Consider the following 22,114-nt stretch of genomic DNA (forward strand, 5'->3'; position numbering starts at 1 on the left):
CCAAAATGTACGCTTAAAGATAGAAGGGAGATGTTGTGATGACAAGGAATGGCTTCCCGCAAAGGCAGGGACTTTATCATCCGGATTTTGAGCATGAGGCATGCGGTATTGGGATGATTGCAAATATAAATGGTAAACCAACACATAATATTGTTCAAAATGCGATAAATATTCTTTGTAATTTGGAGCATCGGGGTGGGCAGTCGGCTGACACGAGCACAGGGGACGGAGCAGGGATCCTGACACAAATCCCAGATCGTTTTTTTCAAAAGCAATGTGCCAAGGAAAATATTACGTTACCTAACAAGGGTGACTATGGAGTAGGCATGGTTTTCCTTCCGCAGGATCATGAGGTAAGGATGAGGAGCAAAGAATTGTTTGAAGATATTATTGAGCAAGAAGGGCAAACATTTCTTGGTTGGAGGCCGGTACCGACAAACGAATCGTTCATCGGGAAAGTAGCTTCGAAAAGCAAACCAACTATACGGCAGATTTTCATTGAGAAGTCAGAAGATATTAAGGATCAGATGGCGTTTGAAAGAAAAATGTATGTGATCCGGAAGCGAATTGAACAGGAAGTGGCAAAGATTCCTGAGTATGATGACATTTATATAAGTAGCTTATCTTCTCGCACCATTGTTTATAAAGGAATGCTAATACCAGAACAGTTGGATGCGTTTTATATTGATTTAAATCATCCAGATTTTAAATCAGCATTGGCTCTAGTTCACTCACGTTTTAGTACGAACACATTTCCAAGCTGGAAACGATCACATCCAAATAGATACACCATCCACAATGGAGAATTTAATACATTGCGCGGGAATGTAAATTGGATGCGCGCTCGTGAGCAGCTATGTGCATCAGAGCACTTTTCAGAAGAAGATATGGGAAAAATCCTCCCTGTAATTGATGCAGATGGCAGTGATTCCTCTATCTTTGACAATACATTTGAGTTTCTTCACTTATCAGGTCGTTCCCTTGCGCATACAGCCATGATGATGGTGCCTGAGCCATGGGCGAATGATGCGTCCATTAAGGAAGAAAAGCGTGATTTTTATGAATATCATAGTACCTTAATGGAACCGTGGGACGGCCCGGCAGCACTAGTGTTTACTGATGGTAACCAGATAGGTGCCTGTCTTGATCGTAATGGTTTGCGGCCGGCACGTTATTATGTAACGAAAAGCGGGATGATTGTGCTAGGCTCTGAGGTTGGAGCACTTGATATTTTCGCTGATGATATTCTGTATAAAGACAGACTACAGCCTGGGAAGATGCTTCTTGTTGATTTGGAAAAGGGGATTATAGTCCCTGATGAAGGTATCAAAATGCAGGTTGCCTCAGAAGAACCTTACAAGGAATGGTTGAAAAATAAAATTGATCTTAAAGACATTCCTGAAGTCACGAATAACCAACCATCGTATAAGGGGAAGCAGTTACTTGAGCAGCAGTTCGCCTTTGGTTATACAAGAGAAGAATTGAATAAAATTATTAAGCCGCTAGTTGAAGATGGGAAAGATCCAATTGGTTCGATGGGCTACGATTCACCGCTTGCTGTTCTATCGAAAAAGCCACAGCTTTTATATAACTACTTTAAGCAATTGTTTGCCCAGGTTACGAACCCTCCTATTGATGCTATTCGTGAGAAAATCATTACAATGGTCGAAACAACAATTGGTGCTGAAGGAAATCTGGTTGCGCCTCAAGCTGACAGCTGTAAGCATATTCGCCTTGAAACACCAATCATGACAAATGGTCAGTTGGAGAAATTAAGAGTTCGTCAAATTGATGGGTTCCAGACCGCAACCATTTCCACTTTATTTAAACGTAGTAAAGCAGAGGGAAACCTTGTGCAAGCAATGGAAAAGCTATTTATTAAAGCAGATGAAGCGATAGCGGAAGGGACTACCCTGTTAATTCTTTCCGACAGAGGAGTAAGTGAAGGAAAAGTTGCTATCCCAGCATTGCTGGCCGTATCTGGGTTGCATCACCATTTGATCCGCAGAGGGATACGTACAAAAGTCAGTTTACTTGTAGAATCTGGGGAGCCTAGAGAAGTGCATCACTTTGCGACACTAATTGGTTATGGTGCGGAAGGAATTAATCCATATTTGGCCTTTGATACTATTCATGAGTTAGTAGATAAGCAAGAGTTAGAGGCTATTACACCTAATCAAGCTGTGGAACAGTATGTTCACTCTGTGACGGATGGTATTATCAAGATCCTTTCGAAAATGGGGATTTCCACTATCCAAAGTTACCGTGGAGCGCAGATCTTTGAAGCAGTTGGTATCCATACAGACGTAATTGATAGGTATTTCACCGGCACTGCCTCTCGTTTAGGTGGAATTGGAATGGACATGATTGAAAAAGAAACCATCATGCGCCATGAGAAAGCCTTCCAAGAAGCACGTGGTTCCAATTATGCCTTAGAAGCTGGAGACGAATTTCAATATAGAGGAAATGGTGAAGATCACCAATACAACCCTAAAACGATTCATACACTACAGCATGCTTGTCGTACCAATAACTATGATGTGTTTAAGGAATATACGAGCCTTTTGACTGATGAAACAAACAATCTTCAGTCACTACGAGGGTTACTAGCATTTAAAAAACGTACTCCTGTCCCAATTGAAGAGGTTGAGTCAGTTGAAGAGATTTGTGCACGATTTAAAACAGGTGCCATGTCCTACGGCTCGATTAGTCAGGAAGCGCATGAAGCACTGGCCATTGCGATGAATCGAATTGGTGGACGAAGTAATACAGGGGAAGGCGGAGAGTCTGCTGATCGTTTTACACCTGATGAAAACGGAGATTCCAGAAGAAGTTCGATTAAACAGGTTGCTTCGGGTCGTTTTGGCGTAAATAGTCATTATCTTGTGAATGCTGACGAGATTCAAATAAAGATAGCGCAAGGGGCGAAACCAGGAGAAGGTGGTCACTTACCTGGTAAAAAGGTATATCCATGGGTTGCTGAAGTCCGCGGTTCTACACCTGGAGTTGAGTTGATTTCTCCGCCACCACATCACGATATATACTCTATCGAGGACTTGGCAGAGCTGATCCATAATTTAAAAAATACGAATCCAAATGCCAGAATAAGCGTGAAGCTTGTATCTGCTGTCGGTGTAGGAACGATAGCTGCAGGTGTTGCAAAAGGGAGAGCAGATTTAGTTCTAATTAGCGGTTATGACGGTGGAACTGGCGCAGCCCCGCGTACAAGTTTGAAGCATACAGGTCTTCCTTGGGAAATTGGCCTTGCTGAAACCCACCAAACCTTAATGCTGAACGGATTACGTGATCGCATTGTGGTAGAGACAGACGGAAAGATGATGACAGGCCGTGATGTCGTGCTTGCCACTTTGCTTGGAGCAGAGGAGTATGGTTTTTCAACAGCTCCACTTGTAGTGCTTGGTTGTGTCATGATGCGTGTTTGTCATATGGATACATGTCCTGTTGGGATTGCCACACAAAATCCAGAACTCCGCAAGAAATTTATGGGAGACCCTGAGCATGTCGCGAATTTCATGCGATTTATTGCTAAAGAGGCACGTGAATTAATGGCAGAGCTTGGTTTCAGAACGATAAATGAAATGATTGGCCGTACAGATGTACTTGAAGTGAATGATGCGGTTGATCACTGGAAAGCGAAAGGAATCGACCTTAGCCCATTACTCTATCAACCAGATCTTCCTGCTAAAGTAGGTAGATATGCGACTATAAAGCAGGACCATGGAATTGAGAGAACATTGGACTACCAAGAGTTACTTCCTAATTGCAGAAAAGCTATTGAAGAAAAGAGACCTGTGGAGTTTACTACCGCAATCCGAAACATTAACCGGGTTACCGGTACGTTACTTGGTAGCGAAATAACCAAATTATACGGTGAAGAAGGATTACCAGAAGATACAGTCAAGCTGAATTTTAATGGATCTGCCGGACAAAGCTTTGGTGCCTTTATCCCGCCTGGAATGACGTTACGTTTAATAGGGGATGCCAATGATTTTGTCGGAAAAGGCCTATCTGGTGGTAAAATTATCGTCCATCCAGACCCAATCGTGACATTCCCGCCTGAGAAAAATACCATTATTGGAAATGTGGCATTTTATGGTGCATCTCGTGGGGAAGCATACATTCGTGGAATAGCAGGTGAACGTTTTGCTGTAAGAAACAGTGGTGCGACCATCGTTGTAGAAGGTGTTGGGGATCATGGCTGTGAGTATATGACAGGTGGGAAGGTTGTTGTGCTGGGGACTGCAGGCAGAAACTTTGCCGCAGGGATGTCAGGTGGTGTTGCTTATATTCTCGATGAGGACGAAAGCTTCCACACCAAAGTCAATGCAGAGCTCGTACATGTAGAGCAAGTCAATGATAAAGAAGAACTGGATGCATTGTACCAGCACATTCAACAACATGTCCTATACACGAAAAGCTCACATGCTGAACGAATTTTAACCTATTGGGATAAATATATACCACAATTTGTTCGGGTGATTCCAAAAGCTTATGTGAAAGTCCAAGATCGAATTAAAGTATTGAGAGAAAGTGGATTAACCAAGTTTGAGGCTGAAATGACAGCTTTTGAAGAAAGTAAGCAGCCAGTAGAAAAAACGAAAACCGTAACAGCAGTAGGCGCTCTGCAATAACGTGTTCCAAGTATAAGTAAAGGAGGACCTATCGATGGGGAAACAAACGGCTTTTATGGAATATGAAAGAAAGGTCAGGGACGAGAGGGATCCTGAGGTCCGAATTAAGGATTGGAACGATTACACAATTCCGATGACAGAAAAGGAAGTACAAGTACAAGGGGCACGTTGCATGGATTGCGGCGTCCCTACCTGCCATGTGGGATTAGAGCTAAATGGTGTCACTTCAGGCTGTCCAGTCTACCACCTTATCCCTGAATGGAATAATCTAGTCTATGAAGGCAAATGGAAGGAAGCACTGGAAAGAGAGCATGAAATGAATAATTTCCCGGAATTCACAGGAATGGCTTGCCCTGCTCCGTGTGAAGGGGCATGTGTTCTAGGGATAAATGAGCCACCCGTTGCAATAAGGACGATTGAACGGTCCATTATTGAGAAAGGCTTTGAAGAAGGCTGGGTTGTAGCTACGCCTCCAGAAAAACGTACCGGTAAAAAGGTGGCTGTAATCGGTTCAGGACCAGCTGGTCTGGCTGCTGCAGCGCAACTTAATAAAGCTGGACACACGGTAACAGTATTTGAAAGAAACGACCGTGTCGGCGGGTTATTAACTTATGGTATTCCGGAAATGAAGCTCTCCTATGATGTCGTAAAACGCCGTGTCTCTATTTTAGAAGAAGAAGGGATCACGTTTATTACGAATACGGAGGTTGGGAAAGATATCTCGGTACAAGAACTTAAGGAATCTTTTGATGCTACCATCCTTTGCGGAGGAGCCACCGTGCACCGTGATATCCAGGTAGAAGGAAGCTCGTTAAAGGGCGTACATCCTGCAATGGATTTCCTGCATGCTAACACAAAAAGCCTCCTTGATTCTAATTTGGAGAATGAAAACTATATTTCAGCTGAAGATAAAAATGTGATTGTGATTGGCGGTGGGGATACAGGAACAGATTGCCTGGCAACTTCTGTAAGACATAATTGCAAGAGTCTCACACAATTTGATATTTACGATAAAAAAGGGCTGGTTAGGGATATCGAAACGAATCCATGGCCTCAGTACCCGACAATACATCGTGTAGAATATGGACATAAGGAAGCCTCCAGTGTACTTGGTGAGGACCCTCGTGCCTATGCTGTCATGACCAAGAAATTTGTTGGTGATGAAACAGGCCATATTAAAGAAGTCCATACGATCAATGTAAAGCTTCGGTTTGACGAAAATGGCAATAAGGTACGAGAAGAAATCCCAGGGACAGAAAAAGTCTGGCCGGCGGACCTCGTATTAATTGCCATCGGCTTTAAGGGACCTGAGCAAGACCTTATTAGCAAAATGGAAGTTGAAACTACATCTAGATCTACAGTGAAAGCAACGTATGGGGAATACACTACGAACGTAGAAGGCGTTTTTGCTGCAGGTGACATGCGCCGTGGACAAAGCCTCATTGTTTGGGCAATAAACGAAGGCAGAGAAGTGGCAAGAGAATGTGATCGTTACCTAATGGGAGAAACAGTTTTACCATAAATATACACAAAACCACAGCCATATAAGGCTGTGGTTTTTGGTTCTAGCTTGACAACTTGTGACATAAGGAGTAACATTCCTTCAATTGGGTTTGCAAGAGAAAGCGACATGAAGTAATATAGTATGGTAAGTAATTTGCAATGCTTTTTAAGTGAATTCTCTTCTCTGGAAGAGGAGTTACTGGAAATGAGGGTAAATATAAAAATGAGTAAACAATCCATTTATGGACTGACATATGATCAATTATCTGATTGGTTAATGGAACGGGGCCAACAACGGTTCCGAATTGACCAGGTTTGGAACTGGCTTTATAAAAAGCGTGTTGGCCAGTTTTCTGAAATGAAAAACGTCAATAAACAGACGATTGAGCTTTTAGAAGAAAATTTTGTGCTTCACACTTTGGATGAGGAAATTAAGCAAGAATCGCAGGATGGAACAATTAAATTTCTATTTAAACTTGCGGACGGCAATTTAATCGAAACCGTGTTAATGCGCTTCAATTATGGCTTGTCTGTTTGTGTTACGACACAGGTCGGCTGTAATATCGGTTGCACCTTTTGTGCAAGCGGATTGCTAAGAAAAAACAGAGACTTAACAAGCGGAGAAATTGTTGAGCAAATCATGAACGTACAGAAGCATTTGGATGAACGTGGAGACGGGGACAGAGTTAGTCATATCGTCGTAATGGGAATCGGCGAGCCTTTTGATAACTTCACAAATCTAATGGACTTCCTATATGTCGTAAATGATGATAGAGGATTAAATATTGGTGCACGCCATATCACTGTATCGACTAGTGGACTTGCGCATAAAATTTATGAATTTGCCGACACAGGTATTCAAGTAAATCTTGCTATCTCGATCCACGCTCCAAATAATGAGCTAAGAACGAGAATTATGAAGATAAACAAAGCATTTCCAATTGAAAAGCTGATGAAATCTGTAGATTATTACCTGGAAAAAACAAATCGCCGTATAACCTACGAATACATCATGCTACGTGATGTTAATGACCATAAAGAAGAGGCGGAGCAGTTAGCAAAATTACTGTACAACCATCGCCATTTAGCCTATGTTAACTTGATTCCGTACAACTCTGTTGATGAGCATAACCAATATCAGCGAAGTGAATCTGCTACCATTCAAGCATTCTTTGAGACCTTGAAAGAAAAGGGGATCAACTGTGGCGTTCGTTGGGAAAATGGCGCAGATATCGATGCAGCCTGCGGTCAGCTTCGAAGTAAGCAAATAAAGAAAACCAATGCAGTATAAGAAAAAACCTGAACCGGGCCTATTTAGTACCTGTTCAGGTTTTTTCGTATGATTGAGCATAAAGCGATTCACGACTTATTTAAACCTAGCGGATAATGGGAGGGTCGATGTACCATTTTTTGCTGTGACCCGATTTTTCCCCGTTTCTTTTGACTGTAACAGTAGATCATCTGCGTAGACGTAGGCCCGTTTTATCTCCGTTTCAGCCCCTGTTTTATAATAATATAACCCAAACGAGGCAGTATAGTTGATGTCTAGCTGTTCTGACTTGTATTCTGTGTGGACTGGACTGCTCTCGACATCCAGTCGTATTTTTTCCAAAAGCTCCACACATTGTTGGAATGAACGGTGCCTAAGGAAGATGGTGAACTCTTCGCCACCACTTCGGATTAAACAGTCATTTCCCTGGAGATTGTTCTGCAATGTAGTAGCATAATGCTGAATCACGTGGTCTCCTACCGCATGATTATACGTATCATTAATTCGTTTAAACGTATCGATATCGGAAACAAGTACCCCGATACATTCACCGCTTTTATTCAATTCCTGCATGATTTTATCCATATAGGTGCGATTATACACTCCTGTTAAGAAATCAGTATACGCCATTTGTTCAAATTGATCTCGCTCCAATTTATGCTGGATCGTTTGAGATTTCACCATGAAAGAGCGACTGACAAGATAGTTCAAAATAAATAGGGCAATTACCATTTCCCATTGCTGTTCCATGAGAAGTAGGACGAGCAACCCATTCGAAAATGCTGTTTTTCCCATGTCAAGCATGCTACGGCTTCTTAAAAAGTCCCATGCTTCTTTTTTTGAGTTAATATCCCCAGTGAAGGAAAATATAGTAATTAAATATAGATCAGATAGTAAAGAGACGACGATTACAAGTAAAATAACTAATAACCAAAATCCAAAAGGAATAGCCTGAAACGAAGGATACAAGGATTGAAATAGGAAAAACGCAATAGAGTTATTTAAAGTAAATGCTCCAATATTGTAAAAAGTATGTAGAAATTCATCCGGATCAGCGGTGTTGGAGTATTTACGATTAAGGTAGACAATAAAGCGTTGAACAAATTCAAAAATGAACAGACCAAGCGGACCTGCCAACAATCCAAAGGAAAGACCGTAAGAGATACCGTAGTCCATGTTTACTTTTCCCTTTTTAACAACAATAGTTAGGTTGGAGTAAAGGGTAGAAAAAAGCCAATATAATAGAATTGCTTTAAAAAACAATGGTTTACTTATTATAATCCCACCATAAAATAGTGCGACAATCAGCGAAACAATGAAAATACTTATTATAAATAGTTTCAGTCGCATACATAATCTTCCTTTCTAGAACGTAGGCATAAAATCCTACTTTCACTTTAATTTTAGCACATTTTTTTCCAATATGTTCGAAATATTATCATAATTATTTATTAATAGGACAGCCTTGTTGTTTATCACAATTATCCTCCGGGTAGAGTTTAGGGGAGAGTCTAGTTACAATACCATTTAACTATCATTTGAGGAGGCTAAGGCGCATGAGTGATAAGCGTAAAGTAGATGGCAACAGTAAAAATGAGCAACTAGAAGAATATCGAGTAGACGACAAAGGAAAAGAGCTAACTACAAATCAAGGATTGAAAGTAGCTGAAGATGAGTTCTCTCTTAAAGCAGGTGAAAGAGGTCCCACGTTAATGGAAGATTTTCATTTCCGTGAGAAGATGACACATTTTGACCATGAGCGTATTCCGGAGCGAATTGTGCATGCACGAGGCTATGCAGCACACGGGGAATTTGAATTATACGAATCAATGAAACCTTATACAAAAGCTAAGTTCTTGCAGGAACCGGGTTCTAAGACGCCGGTCTTTGTTAGATATTCGACTGTAGCCGGATCGAAAGGTTCTGGTGAACTGGCAAGGGATGTACGTGGATTTGCAACCAAATTTTACACAGAAGAAGGAAATTATGACCTTGTTGGCAATAACATTCCTGTATTTTTTATACAGGATGCAGTGAAGTTTCCGGACTTAATTCATGCTGTGAAACCAGAGCCGCATAACGGGATACCGCAGGCGGCATCTGCACACGATACATTTTGGGACTTCGTAGCAAACAATCAGGAAACAGCACACATGATTATGTGGCATTTGTCAGATCGGGCAATCCCAAGAAGCTTTCGCATGATGGAAGGGTTCGGAGTACATACTTTCCGTTTTGTGAATGAGGAAGGAAAAGCACATTTTGTAAAGTTTCATTGGAAGCCAAAACTGGGAATCCACTCAACCGTGTGGGACGAAGCACAAAAGATTAATGGGAAGAACCCTGACTTCCATCGTGCTGATTTATATGATGCAATTGAAAGTGGCAATTACCCAGAGTTTGAATTTGGCGTCCAAGTTATTCCTGAAGAAGAAGAGTTTTCGTTTGATTTTGATATTCTTGACCCAACAAAGATTTGGCCAGAAGAAGATGTTCCTGTAAAAATCATTGGTAAGATGACTTTAAATCGGAATGTCGACAATGTATTTGCCGAGACAGAACAGGTTGCCTTCCATCCGGGGCATGTTGTTCCAGGGATTGATTTTACCAACGATCCGTTACTACAGGGGAGGTTATTCTCCTATACAGATACACAGTTAATACGTCTTGGAGGACCTAACTTCCATGAACTGCCTATTAATCGACCGGTGTGTCCTTTTCATAATAATCAGCGGGATGGGTACGGCAGACACACAATTAATAAAGGCCAAGTAAGTTATCATAAAAACAGCCTAGCTGATAATACTCCTGAGACCGTAGCTCCAAAAGACGGTGGCTATGAACATTACCAAGAGAAGATGGAAGGGAGAAAGGTGAAGGCAAGGAGCAATAGTTTTAAGGATCATTTCTCACAGGCTACATTATTCTGGAATAGCATGAGTAAACCTGAAAAAGAACACATTATAGAGGCTTTTTGCTTTGAGCTTGGGAAGGTGCAAAGCAAAGATGTTCAGCAGCAAGTAGTAGATATGTTTGCAAATGTTAATCTAGATATGGCTAGAGAAATAGCGGAAAACATTGGAGTACAGGAACCCAAAGAGGGCGGATCAGAAGTAACAAAGGTTTCTCCGGCCTTAAGTCAGGAAAACAGCACAAAATCCGTGGCAACACGTAAAATCGCTGTGTTACTTGATGAAGGGTATAACGGTGAGGTGGTGAACAATATCATGCAGCAATTGAAGAAGCAGGGGATGGAACCAGAAATCATTGCTTCGAAATTAGGGAAGTTGAAAACAGATAAAGGTCCTCAACTTGAAGTAGATAATACCTTCCTGACAGTAGATTCTGTACTATATGACGCCGTTTATGTAGCAGGTGGTGCCGGGCAAGACAAAACCTTCCGGGACAAGGCTGGTTACTTCATGAAAGAGGCCTTTTCACATTTCAAGCCAATTGGTGCTACACATGAGGGAGAGGAACTGTTAAAACATCTCGATATCTCCTCCATAGCTGCTGGTGTAATAACAGAAGATTCTACAGAGAGCTTCGTTTCCCAATTTACAGAGGCTGTAAAACAACACCGTTTCTGGGAAAGAGATGTAGGATAAAAACAAAATAAACTAGTGCGTTGGTAAGAAAAAAAGATTCCAGTTATCAAATGTGATAACTGGAATCTTTTGTGTTATAGCATTAATAAAACTCGTTGTAAATGCGGATTTTAATATACCCTGGACTTATTCTTTGTCTGTAAAGAGCGTTATGCTAGGTTCACCGCCATTCTTCTTATAGAAGCGATAAACATAGTCGTCGGTAATAGCTTTAACTTCTTTGCTAAGGAAAAGCATAGGTATCACATTGAAGATGACCACAAAGGCAAGCATCAGATCAAGAAACTGCCAAACAAATTGTAAGCCACCAATTGCTCCGATATATATTGCCACGAGGTATACGATACGCATTGATTTCGCTGCGGTTAAACCTGATAGGAATTCGGCTTGTTTTTCTCCAAAGAATATGAGAATCCCAATCGTTGTAATAACAAAGAACAATAGGAATATAGCAACAAATATGCCGCCAAACGTTGATCCGTAGAAATCAGAAAAAGCAACGGTAATCATGCTAGAGGCATTTGCTGACTCTACTTTTGTCCATGCACCTGTGATGAGGACAAGGATACCAGAAACCGTACATATGACGATAGTATCAATAAAGACACTAAAGACTCCCCAGAAAGCTTGTTTTGAAGGGTGGTCTGTCTGTGCGGGGGCGTGAGCGATAGGCCCAGTACCTAAACCAGCTTCATTGGAATATAGCCCGCGAGCGATCCCCCAACGGATGGCCTGTGCGATTGCGGCCCCTGCAAAACCTCCTGTCGCAGAGAGTGGGGTGAACGCATGGGTGAAAATTAAGCTAAACACAGTTCCTAACTGATCTACATTTGCTATGATCACGATCAAAGCTAATGCTAGATAGGTTAAAACCATAAAAGGTACAAGTTTATCGGTAACATTGGCAATTCTTTTTATCCCACCAATAATAATAACTCCAATTACAATAAGAACGCCTATTCCCGTGGCCTGTACAGGCCAATTAAATGCTCCCTGAAGCTGTGTAGCGATTGAATTTGACTGCACCATAACGCTGGGGATAGCTTCCAGCATTAGAAAGATGGCGAACAAGACGGCTATTGTCTTCCAGCCCAATGCCTTGCGTATATAGTACTGCGGGCCACCTACCCACTCACCTTCTTCATTTTTCTCTCTGTATTTCATACCAAGTACAATCTCACTATACCTCGTAGCCATTCCTATTAAGGCTACCATCCACATCCAAAAGAGGGCACCCGGCCCCCCGAGTGAAATGGCTACTGGAACACCAACGATGTTTGTAGCACCGGCTGTTGAAGCGAGAGCAGAAGTGAATGCTTGAAAGGGAGTAATGGTTCCTTTTTGTTTGTTCTTTTTAAATACTTGTCCAATCGTCTTGCTAATGATATGTCCAAACATACGAAATTGAAAGAACTTCAAACGGAAGGTGTACAATAACCCTGTAACTATTAATAGAATGGATAATACATAAGTCCAAAAGAAATCGGATATGGTTGCGATTAAATCTTCAAATCCTGTCATGTTGTCATCTCCAATTTATAAATTTGTTTTTCTCCGATACCCGCTCATGATAAAAGTTAGTCATTGATTTATTAAGAAATTCATGTTTGCACTATCCGCAAACATGTAAACAATATTGTATACAAAAGTAAACAATAATGAAAACATGTATACAAATCTGTTTACAAACTGATATAACAACGAATGCAAAAATGCACACATGTATACATAAAAGAATGCGAAAATAGTAGGATTGCTATTTTCCAAAAAAACTATTAACCTAGTAAGTACGGTTAATATAATAAGAAAAGCGAGATCGGCCGTTAACCAATGTGGAAGTGGTGGGTTTGCTAGTCTCACTGTTATATTTTCCTATCTATATAAAAAGGAGATTTTCTATTATGACAAAATCAAGAATTGCAGCAGTGGATGTAGGAAATGATGCCTTGAAAGCAAACTTTGGAAAAATGGAGAATGAAGTCTATATTCCAAATGTGGTTGCACAGGACATGGAGGACCGTCCAGTTATCGGAATAGAAGAATTGGATGAAAAAGATGTATTAGATAATTTACATATACGCGTACACTCCCCTGCCCTAGAGGAGAACAACGTCGTTTATCGTGTTGGTAATTTAGCTACAAAAACGAATAACTCAACAGAGCTTGACATTGGAAGTAATAAATCCGAAGAGGATCAAACGCTTGTAATGCTATTTGCCTCCCTAGCGTTGGATGCAGTAGAATCAGGTGCATTTAAAGCAGGAAAAAATGATGTAGTGGATGCGAACTACACACTTGGCACTGGATTGCCATTGCGTGAAGTGAAAGAAGGAAAGGATGTTGGCTACAGATCTCAACTCCTAGGTTCCGTGCATCAAATCGAATTTCTAATAACACCAAAACATCAAGGTAAAAAAGTGAACATCAAATTTGATGAAGTAAAGGTGTATCCAGAGGGCTTCGCTGCCTATGTTAACCTCATCATGGATAACGATCTTAACGTTATCAACAAGGAATTAATTGATAAACAGATTCTTATTCAGGATATTGGTGGTTTATCAACAGATATTGCGGTTATCCGAAATCGTAATGTGGATGATGATAAAGCACAAGGCTTCAATCTAGGGGTATCCGAGTCATTGGAGCAAATTCGCGAAGAAATACGGATTAAACATGGTGTAGAACTGGACAGTCGTAGAGATGTGGTTGACATTATAACGAGAAATAATGACAGACACCATATTATGGTAAAGGGAAGCAGAACAAATGTGCATGATATTACAGATCACATTTTGCTTGAACTCGCCAAGAAGGAATATAGATTCCTCCGTAATGTGTGGGCAAAAAATTCTCAATCCGAGATTTGCTATTTTGTTGGAGGCGGATCTGCTGTCCTTAAAGATTATCTGAAAGCATTAAATAATAAGCTTGATGGGTACAATATCGAGTTCTTTGAAGATGAAAATGAGAGTATCTGGATGATGGCAAATGCTTACTATAAGCTAGTTACAGATTTTGCGAGAAAAGCAGAAAAAGAAAAAGTAAAAGAAGAGACAACTACCACAGCTAAAGCTAAGTAGGGTGAGTGTGCATGACAAAGAAAACAATTGAAAGAGGGCAGTCGATCACATTCCGTGTGCCTTCTGATACACCTGATTATCTTTTAAAGCAGCTACAACAATTAAAGGAAACGGCGCGCAGAAACTTCTCAAGTGAAATTGCGCAATTTGTCTTAAAGGGGCTAAATGAGGATCATACAAGGGAACGGGAAACCATTACCGTTCCCCTCCCCCAAAAGCTAACAAAAGAACAAAAAAGCTGGCTTAAGCATGAACATTCGGAAGCACTGATCGGAAGTCTTATCTATCAGTTATTAAGTGATCCAATGCGTGCTACAACCTTGCTTGCTTCACTTAATAGAGACGCTTATGATCTAGATGAAGAACCACCTACGTATGAGGCTAAGGAGCAAACGAAGAAAGAAGAGTTCCAGCTTCCGAAAAATGTGGAGTTTGACTTAGATGATGTCGATATAGATGGCTTGGAGATAGAGCCAACAGAGAGTGTGAAGCAAGAGCAAGAAGAGGAAAATCCCTTAGGTGACTTCTTTGCCAGTATGAATAAATAGAAAGCTGTCATGATAAGTGAGCATACTTATTATGGCAGTTTTTTTTGTGCTCGGAAAAGAATACAATTTAGTGGCCTTACATATTAAGGACACGTAAACGTTTGCTAAAGGAAGAGCAACGTTAACCACAAATATGTTAATACATTCACTTTCGTAATGAAAAATATAAATTAAATAAGCTATCTGTGAAAACTTTTGTGAGATTTTTAAGGTATATAGAGTAGAACGTTATTTAAAAGGAGGATTGGCGCTGTTGATGGATAGAGAAAGCAAGCTCATAAAGAAGATTAAAAAAGGCGATCAGCGAGCGTTTAAGAAACTGTATGACGTGTATGCCGACTACTCGCTCCGGACAGCGTATGGCATTACCGGAAATCAGGCTGACGCAGCTGATATTGTGCAAGAAGTTTTTATTAAATTATACCGAAACATACACTTATTCGATATGAAAAGGCCATTTAAGCCATGGTTTTATCAATTATTAGTTAATGAGGCAAGGCGGTATATTGGAAAAAAGGCAAAACAGGCAATCAGTGTGGAGTCAGAAGAATTACTTGATTATTTGCATACAGGCACAGAAGATGAAGTGGATTTTGAGGATCTCGAAATCGCGATGGATAAACTGGAAGAAAACCACCGTACTGTACTCATATTAAAATACCTGAACGATTTTACAGAAAAGGAAATAGCTGAAATTCTTGAGTTGAATCTAAATACTGTTAAATCACGACTGTATAAAGCGCGAAGGAAGCTGAAAACGTTAATGGGGGGTGTCGCAGATGAGGAATAAACAACAATTTGATGATAAATTGCGAGAGGAAATGCAAAAACGTATTCACGTTGATTCCGAACTAAAAGAAGAAACATGGAACAAAATTCATCAAAATATATTTGAAGCTAAACGCCCAAGCAAATCGAAGAAGAAAAGCTTCGTTGCGGCATTAGGCACTATAGCAGCAGCAATTATACTCCTTACGTTCGGGCTCATGACAGATACTGGCCAAGCGATGATTCAAAATTTGAAAGATATGTTTGTAGAGGAAAAACAGGAAGAAATTGAAATAGAAGGTCAAAAGGAAGAGAGCAACACCCAACTGGAAACGAATGAAGCATTGCGCTATGTCATCTATGTGGACGAAGACCGATACAAAATGGTCAAAGGAGAGGAAGTTGACCGTATCGAAACAAAGGAGCCGTTAGGTGATCGTTATCCTGATGTTTATATGGAGATTAGTCGAAGAGAGAATACGACAACGGAAGACGTTTTGCAAGATATCGAACAAGAAATCACAGCTGACGGATTAGAAGTAGTTAGGCAGGAGCATGTAACAGAGCCAATTGAAGCAGAAGTAATTCAAGGGATGGGGAAGGAAACAACGAACGAATCTGGCAAAACAGGACATCAATGGGATACACCAATTCATCGATACTATGTGACAGAAACAAGAGAAAACCAAGTGTTTGTTATTAAACAGGCATACTTCTTGGAGGCGGAAGAAGGGCACGGAGCACGTTTTCATTATATGCTGGAGAGCTTTGAAATAGTGGAATAGAAGAGGAGTGTTAACATGTGTGGTTTTGTTGGGATTTTATTAAAAGAGGATGCACTACAATTCAGCCCAGATCATTTAGACGAAATTAAGGCTAGTAGCGACCTGATTCACCATCGCGGCCCTGATGAGGATGGATTCTATTACGATTCTACTATAGCCCTCTCATTTAAGCGATTAAGCATAATTGATCATGAAGGTGGCCAACAACCATGGGCATTTGGAGAAGATCGCTATCGTATGGTCTTTAATGGTGAAATTTATAACTTCAAACAATTACGCTCAAAACTTGAGGAAAAAGGCTATGAGTTTATTACAAAGTCAGATACAGAGGTAGTTGGTGCAATGTTTTTAGATAAGGGAGTAGATGCTTTTGTAGAATTACGGGGAATGTTTTCTATTCTAATATGGGATAGACAAGAAAAAGTAATATATGGTGCAAGAGACGCCTTTGGAATTAAACCATTCTACTATACGGAGAGTGACAGCGAGCTTATACTGGCATCCGAAAAAAAGAGCATTACCTATTTATCTCAACAGCAAGCAATAAATGAAAGAGCATTACAACATTATATGTCATTTCAGTATGTACCAGATCCGATGAGTCTAACAGAAGGGATAAACCGTTTAGAGCCGGGCCACTATTTTATAAAAGAATGGAAAGAGCCTATTAAAAAACAACGTTATTTTCATGCAACCTTTGAGCCGGTAATAGGGAATGAACAACAAATTATTCGTTGTGTCCGAGACGTGCTCATTGACTCCGTTGAAAAACATATGCAAAGCGATGCGCCACTGGGAGCCTTTTTATCTGGCGGAATCGATTCGACTTTTATTGTTGCACTTGCGAAAGAAATTAATCCGCACATTAAAACCTTTTCAGTAGGGTTTGAGGAGAACGGTTACTCCGAGGTTTCTATTGCAGAAAGAAGTGCCGAAGCAATGGGGGTACAAAATTCCAGCTATCATATCACGGCAGAAGAATATGTGAATGCGTTGCCTATGATAATGTGGCACATGGATGACCCATTGGCAGATCCGGCTTGTGTACCGCTTTATTTTGTTGCACAAGAGGCGGGGAGGCATGTGAAGGCAGTTCTTTCTGGTGAAGGGGCAGATGAGTTCTTTGGTGGCTACAACATTTACCGCGAATCCGAATCTTTAAAGGTCTTTGATTATATGCCAAAGAAACTGCTCCATCTCTTAAATCGGCTAGCGGCTATTTTCCCAGAAGGGACGAAAGGAAAAAGCTTTCTAGAACGTGGAACGACACCACTTGAAAAACGGTACATTGGGAATGCCAAAATGTTTGAGGAAGCGGATAAGGAGCAATTACTTCAACACTATTATAGAGAAGCAGGATATGAAAATTGGACTTCACTACTGTATCGAAATGTGGAGAATTCCCATAAGGTTCATCAGATGCAGTATATCGATATACACACATGGCTTCCGGGTGATATTTTGCTCAAAGCAGATAAAATGACTATGGCACATTCGCTTGAACTTCGGGTTCCTTTTTTAGATAAGGAAGTATTCGAGATTGCAAGACGTCTACCGGTGGAAGCCAACTTTACATCTGGCACCACTAAATCAATTCTAAGAAAAGCAGCTGAAGGGATTGTACCAGAACATGTAGTGGATCGAAGGAAATTGGGATTTCCTGTGCCGATCAGGGATTGGTTAAGAAATGAACTGTATGATTGGGCTAAAAAGCTCATTAATCAAAGCGAAACGAATCACTTGCTAAAGAAGCAGGTTGCATTGGAATTATTGGATCGTCATGCATCCGGTAAAAGGGATTATTCCCGCAAGCTATGGACAATTCTAATGTTCATGCAGTGGCACCAAGTCTTTATTGAAAAGGAATATGACTTGAGCACACAAATTCAATTTAAGCAGCCTGCTAAGATGACTTCCTAGTATGCCAGCATAATAATAGGGATGTGTGTCAAACTAACTCTAAGAATTGAAGGCTATAGGAGTTGTTAAGATGGAATTCGACTGGATTTGGAAGTCAATTATCATTGTATTAGGAGGGACTTTTTTATTACGATTAGCAGGTAGAAAGTCAATCTCACAAATGACTTTGGCTCAAACGGTTATTATGATTGGGATTGGTTCCCTACTAATTCAGCCACTTGCCGGAGCAAATATTTGGACCACACTAGGTGTTGGTACAGTTCTTGTTTTAACGTTAATTGCGATGGAGTTTATCCAAATTAAAGGGGATTTTTTCGAAAATCTTATTACAGGTAAGTCCAAGGTTTTAATAAAAGATGGGGTTATACAAGAAGCGAGTTTGAAGAGGCTACGGTTAACGGTAGATCAATTGGAGATGAATCTGCGCCAACAGAACGTACAGCGGATAAATGACGTTCAGTGGGCAACACTTGAGCCCAATGGCCAGGTTGGTTTCACCTTAAAGCCAGATTCACAGCCAGTAACAAAAAAGGAATTTCAACAGCTGGCTGATGATTTAAAGACTTATTTACAAACAATGACGCCAACGAAGGAAGTAGAACAGCTACGTAACCAGCTAGCGTCTTTATCAGCCCAGGTTCAACAATCTAATGTTGATTCAGAGGGGCTTTTCAAGGAAGTGCAATATAAACATCATGAGAATACACCGCCAAAACGGTTGCAGTAATCCATCTCTTAAAGGATTAGAGTCAGATAAAAGAACAGCATGAGATTATAATGTGTTATTGGTTCCCCCCTAACGTTTAATTTAAAATGTTAAGGGGGGCAGATAAAGTCAAAAATATATTTTCAGTGTAGCTTACCTATCAAACAGTGCTTTCATGTCGACGTTTTCCCTCTTTTCGGGCGGTGTCTCGAACATAGGTTTCTTTGTAAAACCAAAAGCACCGGCTATAAGATTACGGGGAAAGGTAGAAATCAGCTGATTATACTTCCCTGTATGGGAATTAAAATTGCGACGTGCTGCTTGAATTTGTTCTTCGATATTATTGATCGAACGCTGAATGTGCAGGTAGTTCTCATTAAACTGGATTTCCGGGTAGCTTTCCATGTTCATCATAATATTAGGCATTTCTTGCTGAAGGGTATTGTGCGCTTTAATTTTTTTATTCATATTAGGCGCATTCATGACACCTGCTCTTAACGCTGTTACATCTTTCAATACTTCCATTTCTTTATCCGTTGCAACTCGAGCTGTTTGAACCAGATTATCCAGCTCATCTACTCGCTTCATTAAAAAAGCATCCAAATCACTAAAAGCATTTTCCACATTTACTTCCTGTTTCTTCATCTTGTTATAGCTCAAGATAAAAAATAAGATAAAAGTAACTGCTACAGCTACAATAATTATCATGCCAGTATCCATATAAACCCTCCTCGTTACGCTTTATTCCTTATTCCATATTCTTAAATTAAGATTTAGTTCATCCACTAGTTCTAGGGCAATATTAATGTCGTGAAAGTAACCCTTCATTACTTCTTTCGTTAAAGGCAAATAGATGCTGAAGGTAAAATGCTCTTTTTCTGTTGGTAGCAAGAAATACATTTTGCCATCCTTAAAAGAGAAGTAAGGTGGGTTTACAAAGTTTAATTGTGGGGAGTAGCGTGCATTCATCGCAATCCGAGATGCTTCTTTAAATGAAGCTGGTTTGGGGATCTCTTTTGTTCGATCCCGTGTTGTAAAGGAAAGTAACCTGTTCATGAAATTTGGTGTCAAGATATATCTCGCTGTAATCTGATCTGTTGTTCGAACATCAAAAGTATCCATAAAGTCGATGTCTTCCAGTTCTACCTCTTCTAACCTACCCTTACTGTTCTTTTTCTGCTTCTTCGCAACCGTCCGGTCATTTTGTGGGGTGACAATGGTAAGCCCCTCAAAATCTTTATTGAAATCAGCCACAAAAAAGAGGCCTTTGAATAGTGGGCGGATACGTTGCTTTTTCTTACCTTCTCTATCTTTAAATGGAACAACATGGAAGGCTTTAACTTCCGAAAACATTAGTTCCGTTTTAGGTTGTCTGTTACCCGACGGATTTCCTTCTACACTGCTGCCTACACTTCCTTTAATAAAGTCATCCCCACTATACCGATTTGGGTCGATATCGAAAATGTTCGAGTTAATAAAATCCTCTTGGGGAACGTACCTTCTTCGAGAATAAGTAAATCTTCGGTTAATAAACTTCACAATATCTGTGACAAGCTCTTCCTTTATCTTTTTTTCAAGTTCCCTACGATTTCTTTCTATATCTTTAAAAAGAAAGGTACAAATAAAAAGGATGCCAAAAAATAGATAGCCTATAATAAAAGGCCAAAAGAAATAGCTTAATAGTAATACGACAAAAGCAGGCAATAGTTTCATTGCCTGCTTTTTGGTCAGGCCTATTGCTTCTCTTCTTTCAGCTTCCAGACGTTCAACATCGCTTTTTAGCTCTTCTTCATAATACGCATCAAATTCTTCCTCTGTTTTTGCAAACCGCTCAAGCTGGTATGCCTCATCCCACTTTTTCATCCGTTTCCTCTCCCGCTTTTTATTATGGATAGTATAGCAAATTATCCCAATAAACTAGGAAGATAAATGAAAAATAATCCAAAAGCACTATGCGATCAGTCTTGTTTATCTGGATGGAAACAAAGGGAAGTAATAAAGTGAAACTTGAATCAGTGGGTGTTTTACGGACGGTTGCTCCGGGATAAACAACAGCAAATGAGGAGGAGATGACATATGAACCACAAGAATGAAGGGAGAAAAATGCCCTTCACGTCTGTCGGGAGTGGAAACGTACAATTAGTAGCTGATAAGGTGCACTGCTATACAAACCAAATTGTGAATGTATGTTATGTAGGTGATAAAGAGGAATGGGTGCTGGTTGATGCAGGGATGCCAGGTTCTGCTTCTAAAATTAAGGCAGAGGCAGAGCAGTTGTTTGGAGAAGGAGCAAAGCCAAAGGCAATTATTTTAACACATGGACACTTTGACCATGTAGGTTCTGTAGTTGAGCTTGTAGAGGAGTGGGGTGTGCCGGTTTATGCTCACCCGTTAGAAGTTCCATACCTAACAGGTGAAACGCGTTACAATGAACCCGATCCAAGCGTGTCAGGTGGCATGGTAGCAAAGTTATCTGCGTTCTTCCCAAATAGACCAGTCGATCTATCAGGGCACATCCATAAGTTGCCACACGATGGGACGATTCCGTTTATGCCTGGTTGGCAATGGATCCATACCCCTGGCCATACACCAGGACATATTTCTGCATTTCGTTTTACTGATAAGACGTTAATTGCAGGGGATGCGTTTACAACAGTGAAACAGGAAGATATGTTGGAGGTTGTACAACAGAAGATGGAGATTCATGGGCCACCAAGGTATTTTACGCCTGATTGGGAGGCTGCAGAAGCGTCAGTGAAAAAATTAGTACATCTAAAACCACTTCATGGTGTCACGGGGCATGGTGTACCTGTTTCGGGTGACAAGTTGCTTGATGGGTTAACAAATCTAGCTGATCATTTTAAAGAGATAGCCGTTCCGAGTCACGGACGATATGTAGAAGGAGAGAAATAAGCAGAATTGAGGGAAACACAAATGCCGAATGGTAGTTGAGCATTAATAAGTGCTTAAATTCATTCGGCATGTTTTAATAGAATCCCTCCTCTCTATTAACTAGAAAAATAGTTGAGAGAGAAAAAATATTTTTTAAATAGATAATGGGTGAAAAACAACGAAATGATAAGAAATCCTAGATTTTTATGAGCATTTTTGGAGTTCTTCTTTGCTTGATTTCGTTTTTGCAATATGGTAGTCTTTAAATACAAGATATTGGTGATTGTAAAGAAAAAAACACTATATATAGTGTTTTTTATAGTTTATAATATATTAGCAACATGATTAAAACACCCGAAAACGGCGCTGAAAAGCGTAATAG

The 22,114-nt window shown here is 40.3% G+C and carries 15 protein-coding genes; 11 read left to right on the forward strand and 4 right to left on the reverse strand.

Features of this window, described 5'->3' with window-relative positions; all coding sequences use genetic code 11:
* The first annotated feature begins 38 nt into the window (after positions 1 to 38).
* The 3 genes from gltB (at position 39) to rlmN (ending at position 7,446) form a co-directional block, all read left to right on the forward strand.
* A complete protein-coding gene (gene gltB / locus ACTWPF_RS02080; RefSeq protein WP_443148152.1) occupies positions 39 to 4,652 on the forward strand; it encodes a glutamate synthase large subunit in 4,614 nt (1,537 codons plus the stop codon).
* Between the two features lie 34 nt (positions 4,653 to 4,686).
* Positions 4,687 to 6,174, forward strand: coding sequence for a glutamate synthase subunit beta (locus tag ACTWPF_RS02085; RefSeq protein WP_443148153.1), 1,488 nt, complete (start codon positions 4,687 to 4,689; stop codon positions 6,172 to 6,174).
* A gap of 204 nt (positions 6,175 to 6,378) precedes the next feature.
* Entirely contained in the window at positions 6,379 to 7,446 is a 1,068-nt protein-coding gene (gene rlmN, locus ACTWPF_RS02090) for a 23S rRNA (adenine(2503)-C(2))-methyltransferase RlmN (protein ID WP_106898587.1), read from the forward strand.
* A gap of 75 nt (positions 7,447 to 7,521) precedes the next feature.
* Here rlmN and ACTWPF_RS02095 read toward each other — a convergent pair whose 3' ends face one another.
* Positions 7,522 to 8,775, reverse strand: a complete 1,254-nt coding sequence (locus ACTWPF_RS02095) for a GGDEF domain-containing protein (protein WP_443148154.1) — start codon at positions 8,773 to 8,775, stop codon at positions 7,522 to 7,524.
* A gap of 206 nt (positions 8,776 to 8,981) precedes the next feature.
* Between ACTWPF_RS02095 and ACTWPF_RS02100 the strand changes: the two genes are divergently transcribed.
* Positions 8,982 to 11,033 carry a catalase gene (locus ACTWPF_RS02100; RefSeq protein WP_443148155.1) on the forward strand — a complete coding sequence of 684 codons (2,052 nt, stop codon included), beginning with the start codon at positions 8,982 to 8,984 and terminating at the stop codon, positions 11,031 to 11,033.
* A gap of 126 nt (positions 11,034 to 11,159) precedes the next feature.
* Here ACTWPF_RS02100 and ACTWPF_RS02105 read toward each other — a convergent pair whose 3' ends face one another.
* Positions 11,160 to 12,554: an alanine/glycine:cation symporter family protein gene (locus tag ACTWPF_RS02105; protein ID WP_443148156.1), complete on the reverse strand. Its 1,395-nt coding sequence runs from the start codon at positions 12,552 to 12,554 to the stop codon at positions 11,160 to 11,162.
* 380 nt (positions 12,555 to 12,934) lie between these two features.
* On the opposite strand from ACTWPF_RS02105, the gene ACTWPF_RS02110 reads away from it, so the two are divergent.
* The 6 genes from ACTWPF_RS02110 (at position 12,935) to ACTWPF_RS02135 (ending at position 18,861) form a co-directional block, all read left to right on the forward strand.
* Positions 12,935 to 14,113: an Alp7A family actin-like protein gene (locus tag ACTWPF_RS02110; protein ID WP_443148157.1), complete on the forward strand. Its 1,179-nt coding sequence runs from the start codon at positions 12,935 to 12,937 to the stop codon at positions 14,111 to 14,113.
* Between the two features lie 11 nt (positions 14,114 to 14,124).
* Positions 14,125 to 14,661 (forward strand): hypothetical protein, encoded by a 537-nt coding sequence (locus tag ACTWPF_RS02115; protein ID WP_106898158.1) that lies wholly within the window; start codon positions 14,125 to 14,127, stop codon positions 14,659 to 14,661.
* 256 nt (positions 14,662 to 14,917) lie between these two features.
* On the forward strand, positions 14,918 to 15,451 hold the full coding sequence (locus ACTWPF_RS02120; protein ID WP_443148845.1) for an RNA polymerase sigma factor: 534 nt from the start codon (positions 14,918 to 14,920) through the stop codon (positions 15,449 to 15,451).
* Entirely contained in the window at positions 15,441 to 16,214 is a 774-nt protein-coding gene (locus ACTWPF_RS02125) for a hypothetical protein (protein ID WP_443148158.1), read from the forward strand. Before ACTWPF_RS02120 ends, ACTWPF_RS02125 begins: the two co-directional genes overlap by 11 nt.
* Before the next feature lie 15 nt (positions 16,215 to 16,229).
* Positions 16,230 to 18,134, forward strand: coding sequence for an asparagine synthase (glutamine-hydrolyzing) (gene asnB / locus ACTWPF_RS02130; RefSeq protein WP_161464495.1), 1,905 nt, complete (start codon positions 16,230 to 16,232; stop codon positions 18,132 to 18,134).
* A gap of 70 nt (positions 18,135 to 18,204) precedes the next feature.
* On the forward strand, positions 18,205 to 18,861 hold the full coding sequence (locus ACTWPF_RS02135; protein ID WP_443148159.1) for a DUF421 domain-containing protein: 657 nt from the start codon (positions 18,205 to 18,207) through the stop codon (positions 18,859 to 18,861).
* 132 nt (positions 18,862 to 18,993) lie between these two features.
* On the opposite strand, the gene ACTWPF_RS02140 is transcribed toward ACTWPF_RS02135, so the two are convergent.
* Both ACTWPF_RS02140 and ACTWPF_RS02145 read right to left on the reverse strand, forming a co-directional pair.
* Complete coding sequence (locus ACTWPF_RS02140) at positions 18,994 to 19,560, reverse strand: LemA family protein (RefSeq protein ID WP_443148160.1); 567 nt, start codon at positions 19,558 to 19,560, stop codon at positions 18,994 to 18,996.
* 21 nt (positions 19,561 to 19,581) lie between these two features.
* Positions 19,582 to 20,703 (reverse strand): DUF3137 domain-containing protein, encoded by a 1,122-nt coding sequence (locus ACTWPF_RS02145; protein WP_443148161.1) that lies wholly within the window; start codon positions 20,701 to 20,703, stop codon positions 19,582 to 19,584.
* A gap of 213 nt (positions 20,704 to 20,916) precedes the next feature.
* Between ACTWPF_RS02145 and ACTWPF_RS02150 the strand changes: the two genes are divergently transcribed.
* The gene (locus ACTWPF_RS02150; protein WP_443148162.1) at positions 20,917 to 21,753 is read left to right on the forward strand and encodes an MBL fold metallo-hydrolase; all 837 of its coding nucleotides are present in this window, start codon (positions 20,917 to 20,919) and stop codon (positions 21,751 to 21,753) included.
* Positions 21,754 to 22,114 lie beyond the last annotated feature (361 nt).

The sequence above is a fragment of the Oceanobacillus sp. M65 genome, assembly GCF_052246275.1.
In the GTDB taxonomy this organism is placed as follows: domain Bacteria; phylum Bacillota; class Bacilli; order Bacillales; family Amphibacillaceae; genus Oceanobacillus_B; species Oceanobacillus_B jordanicus.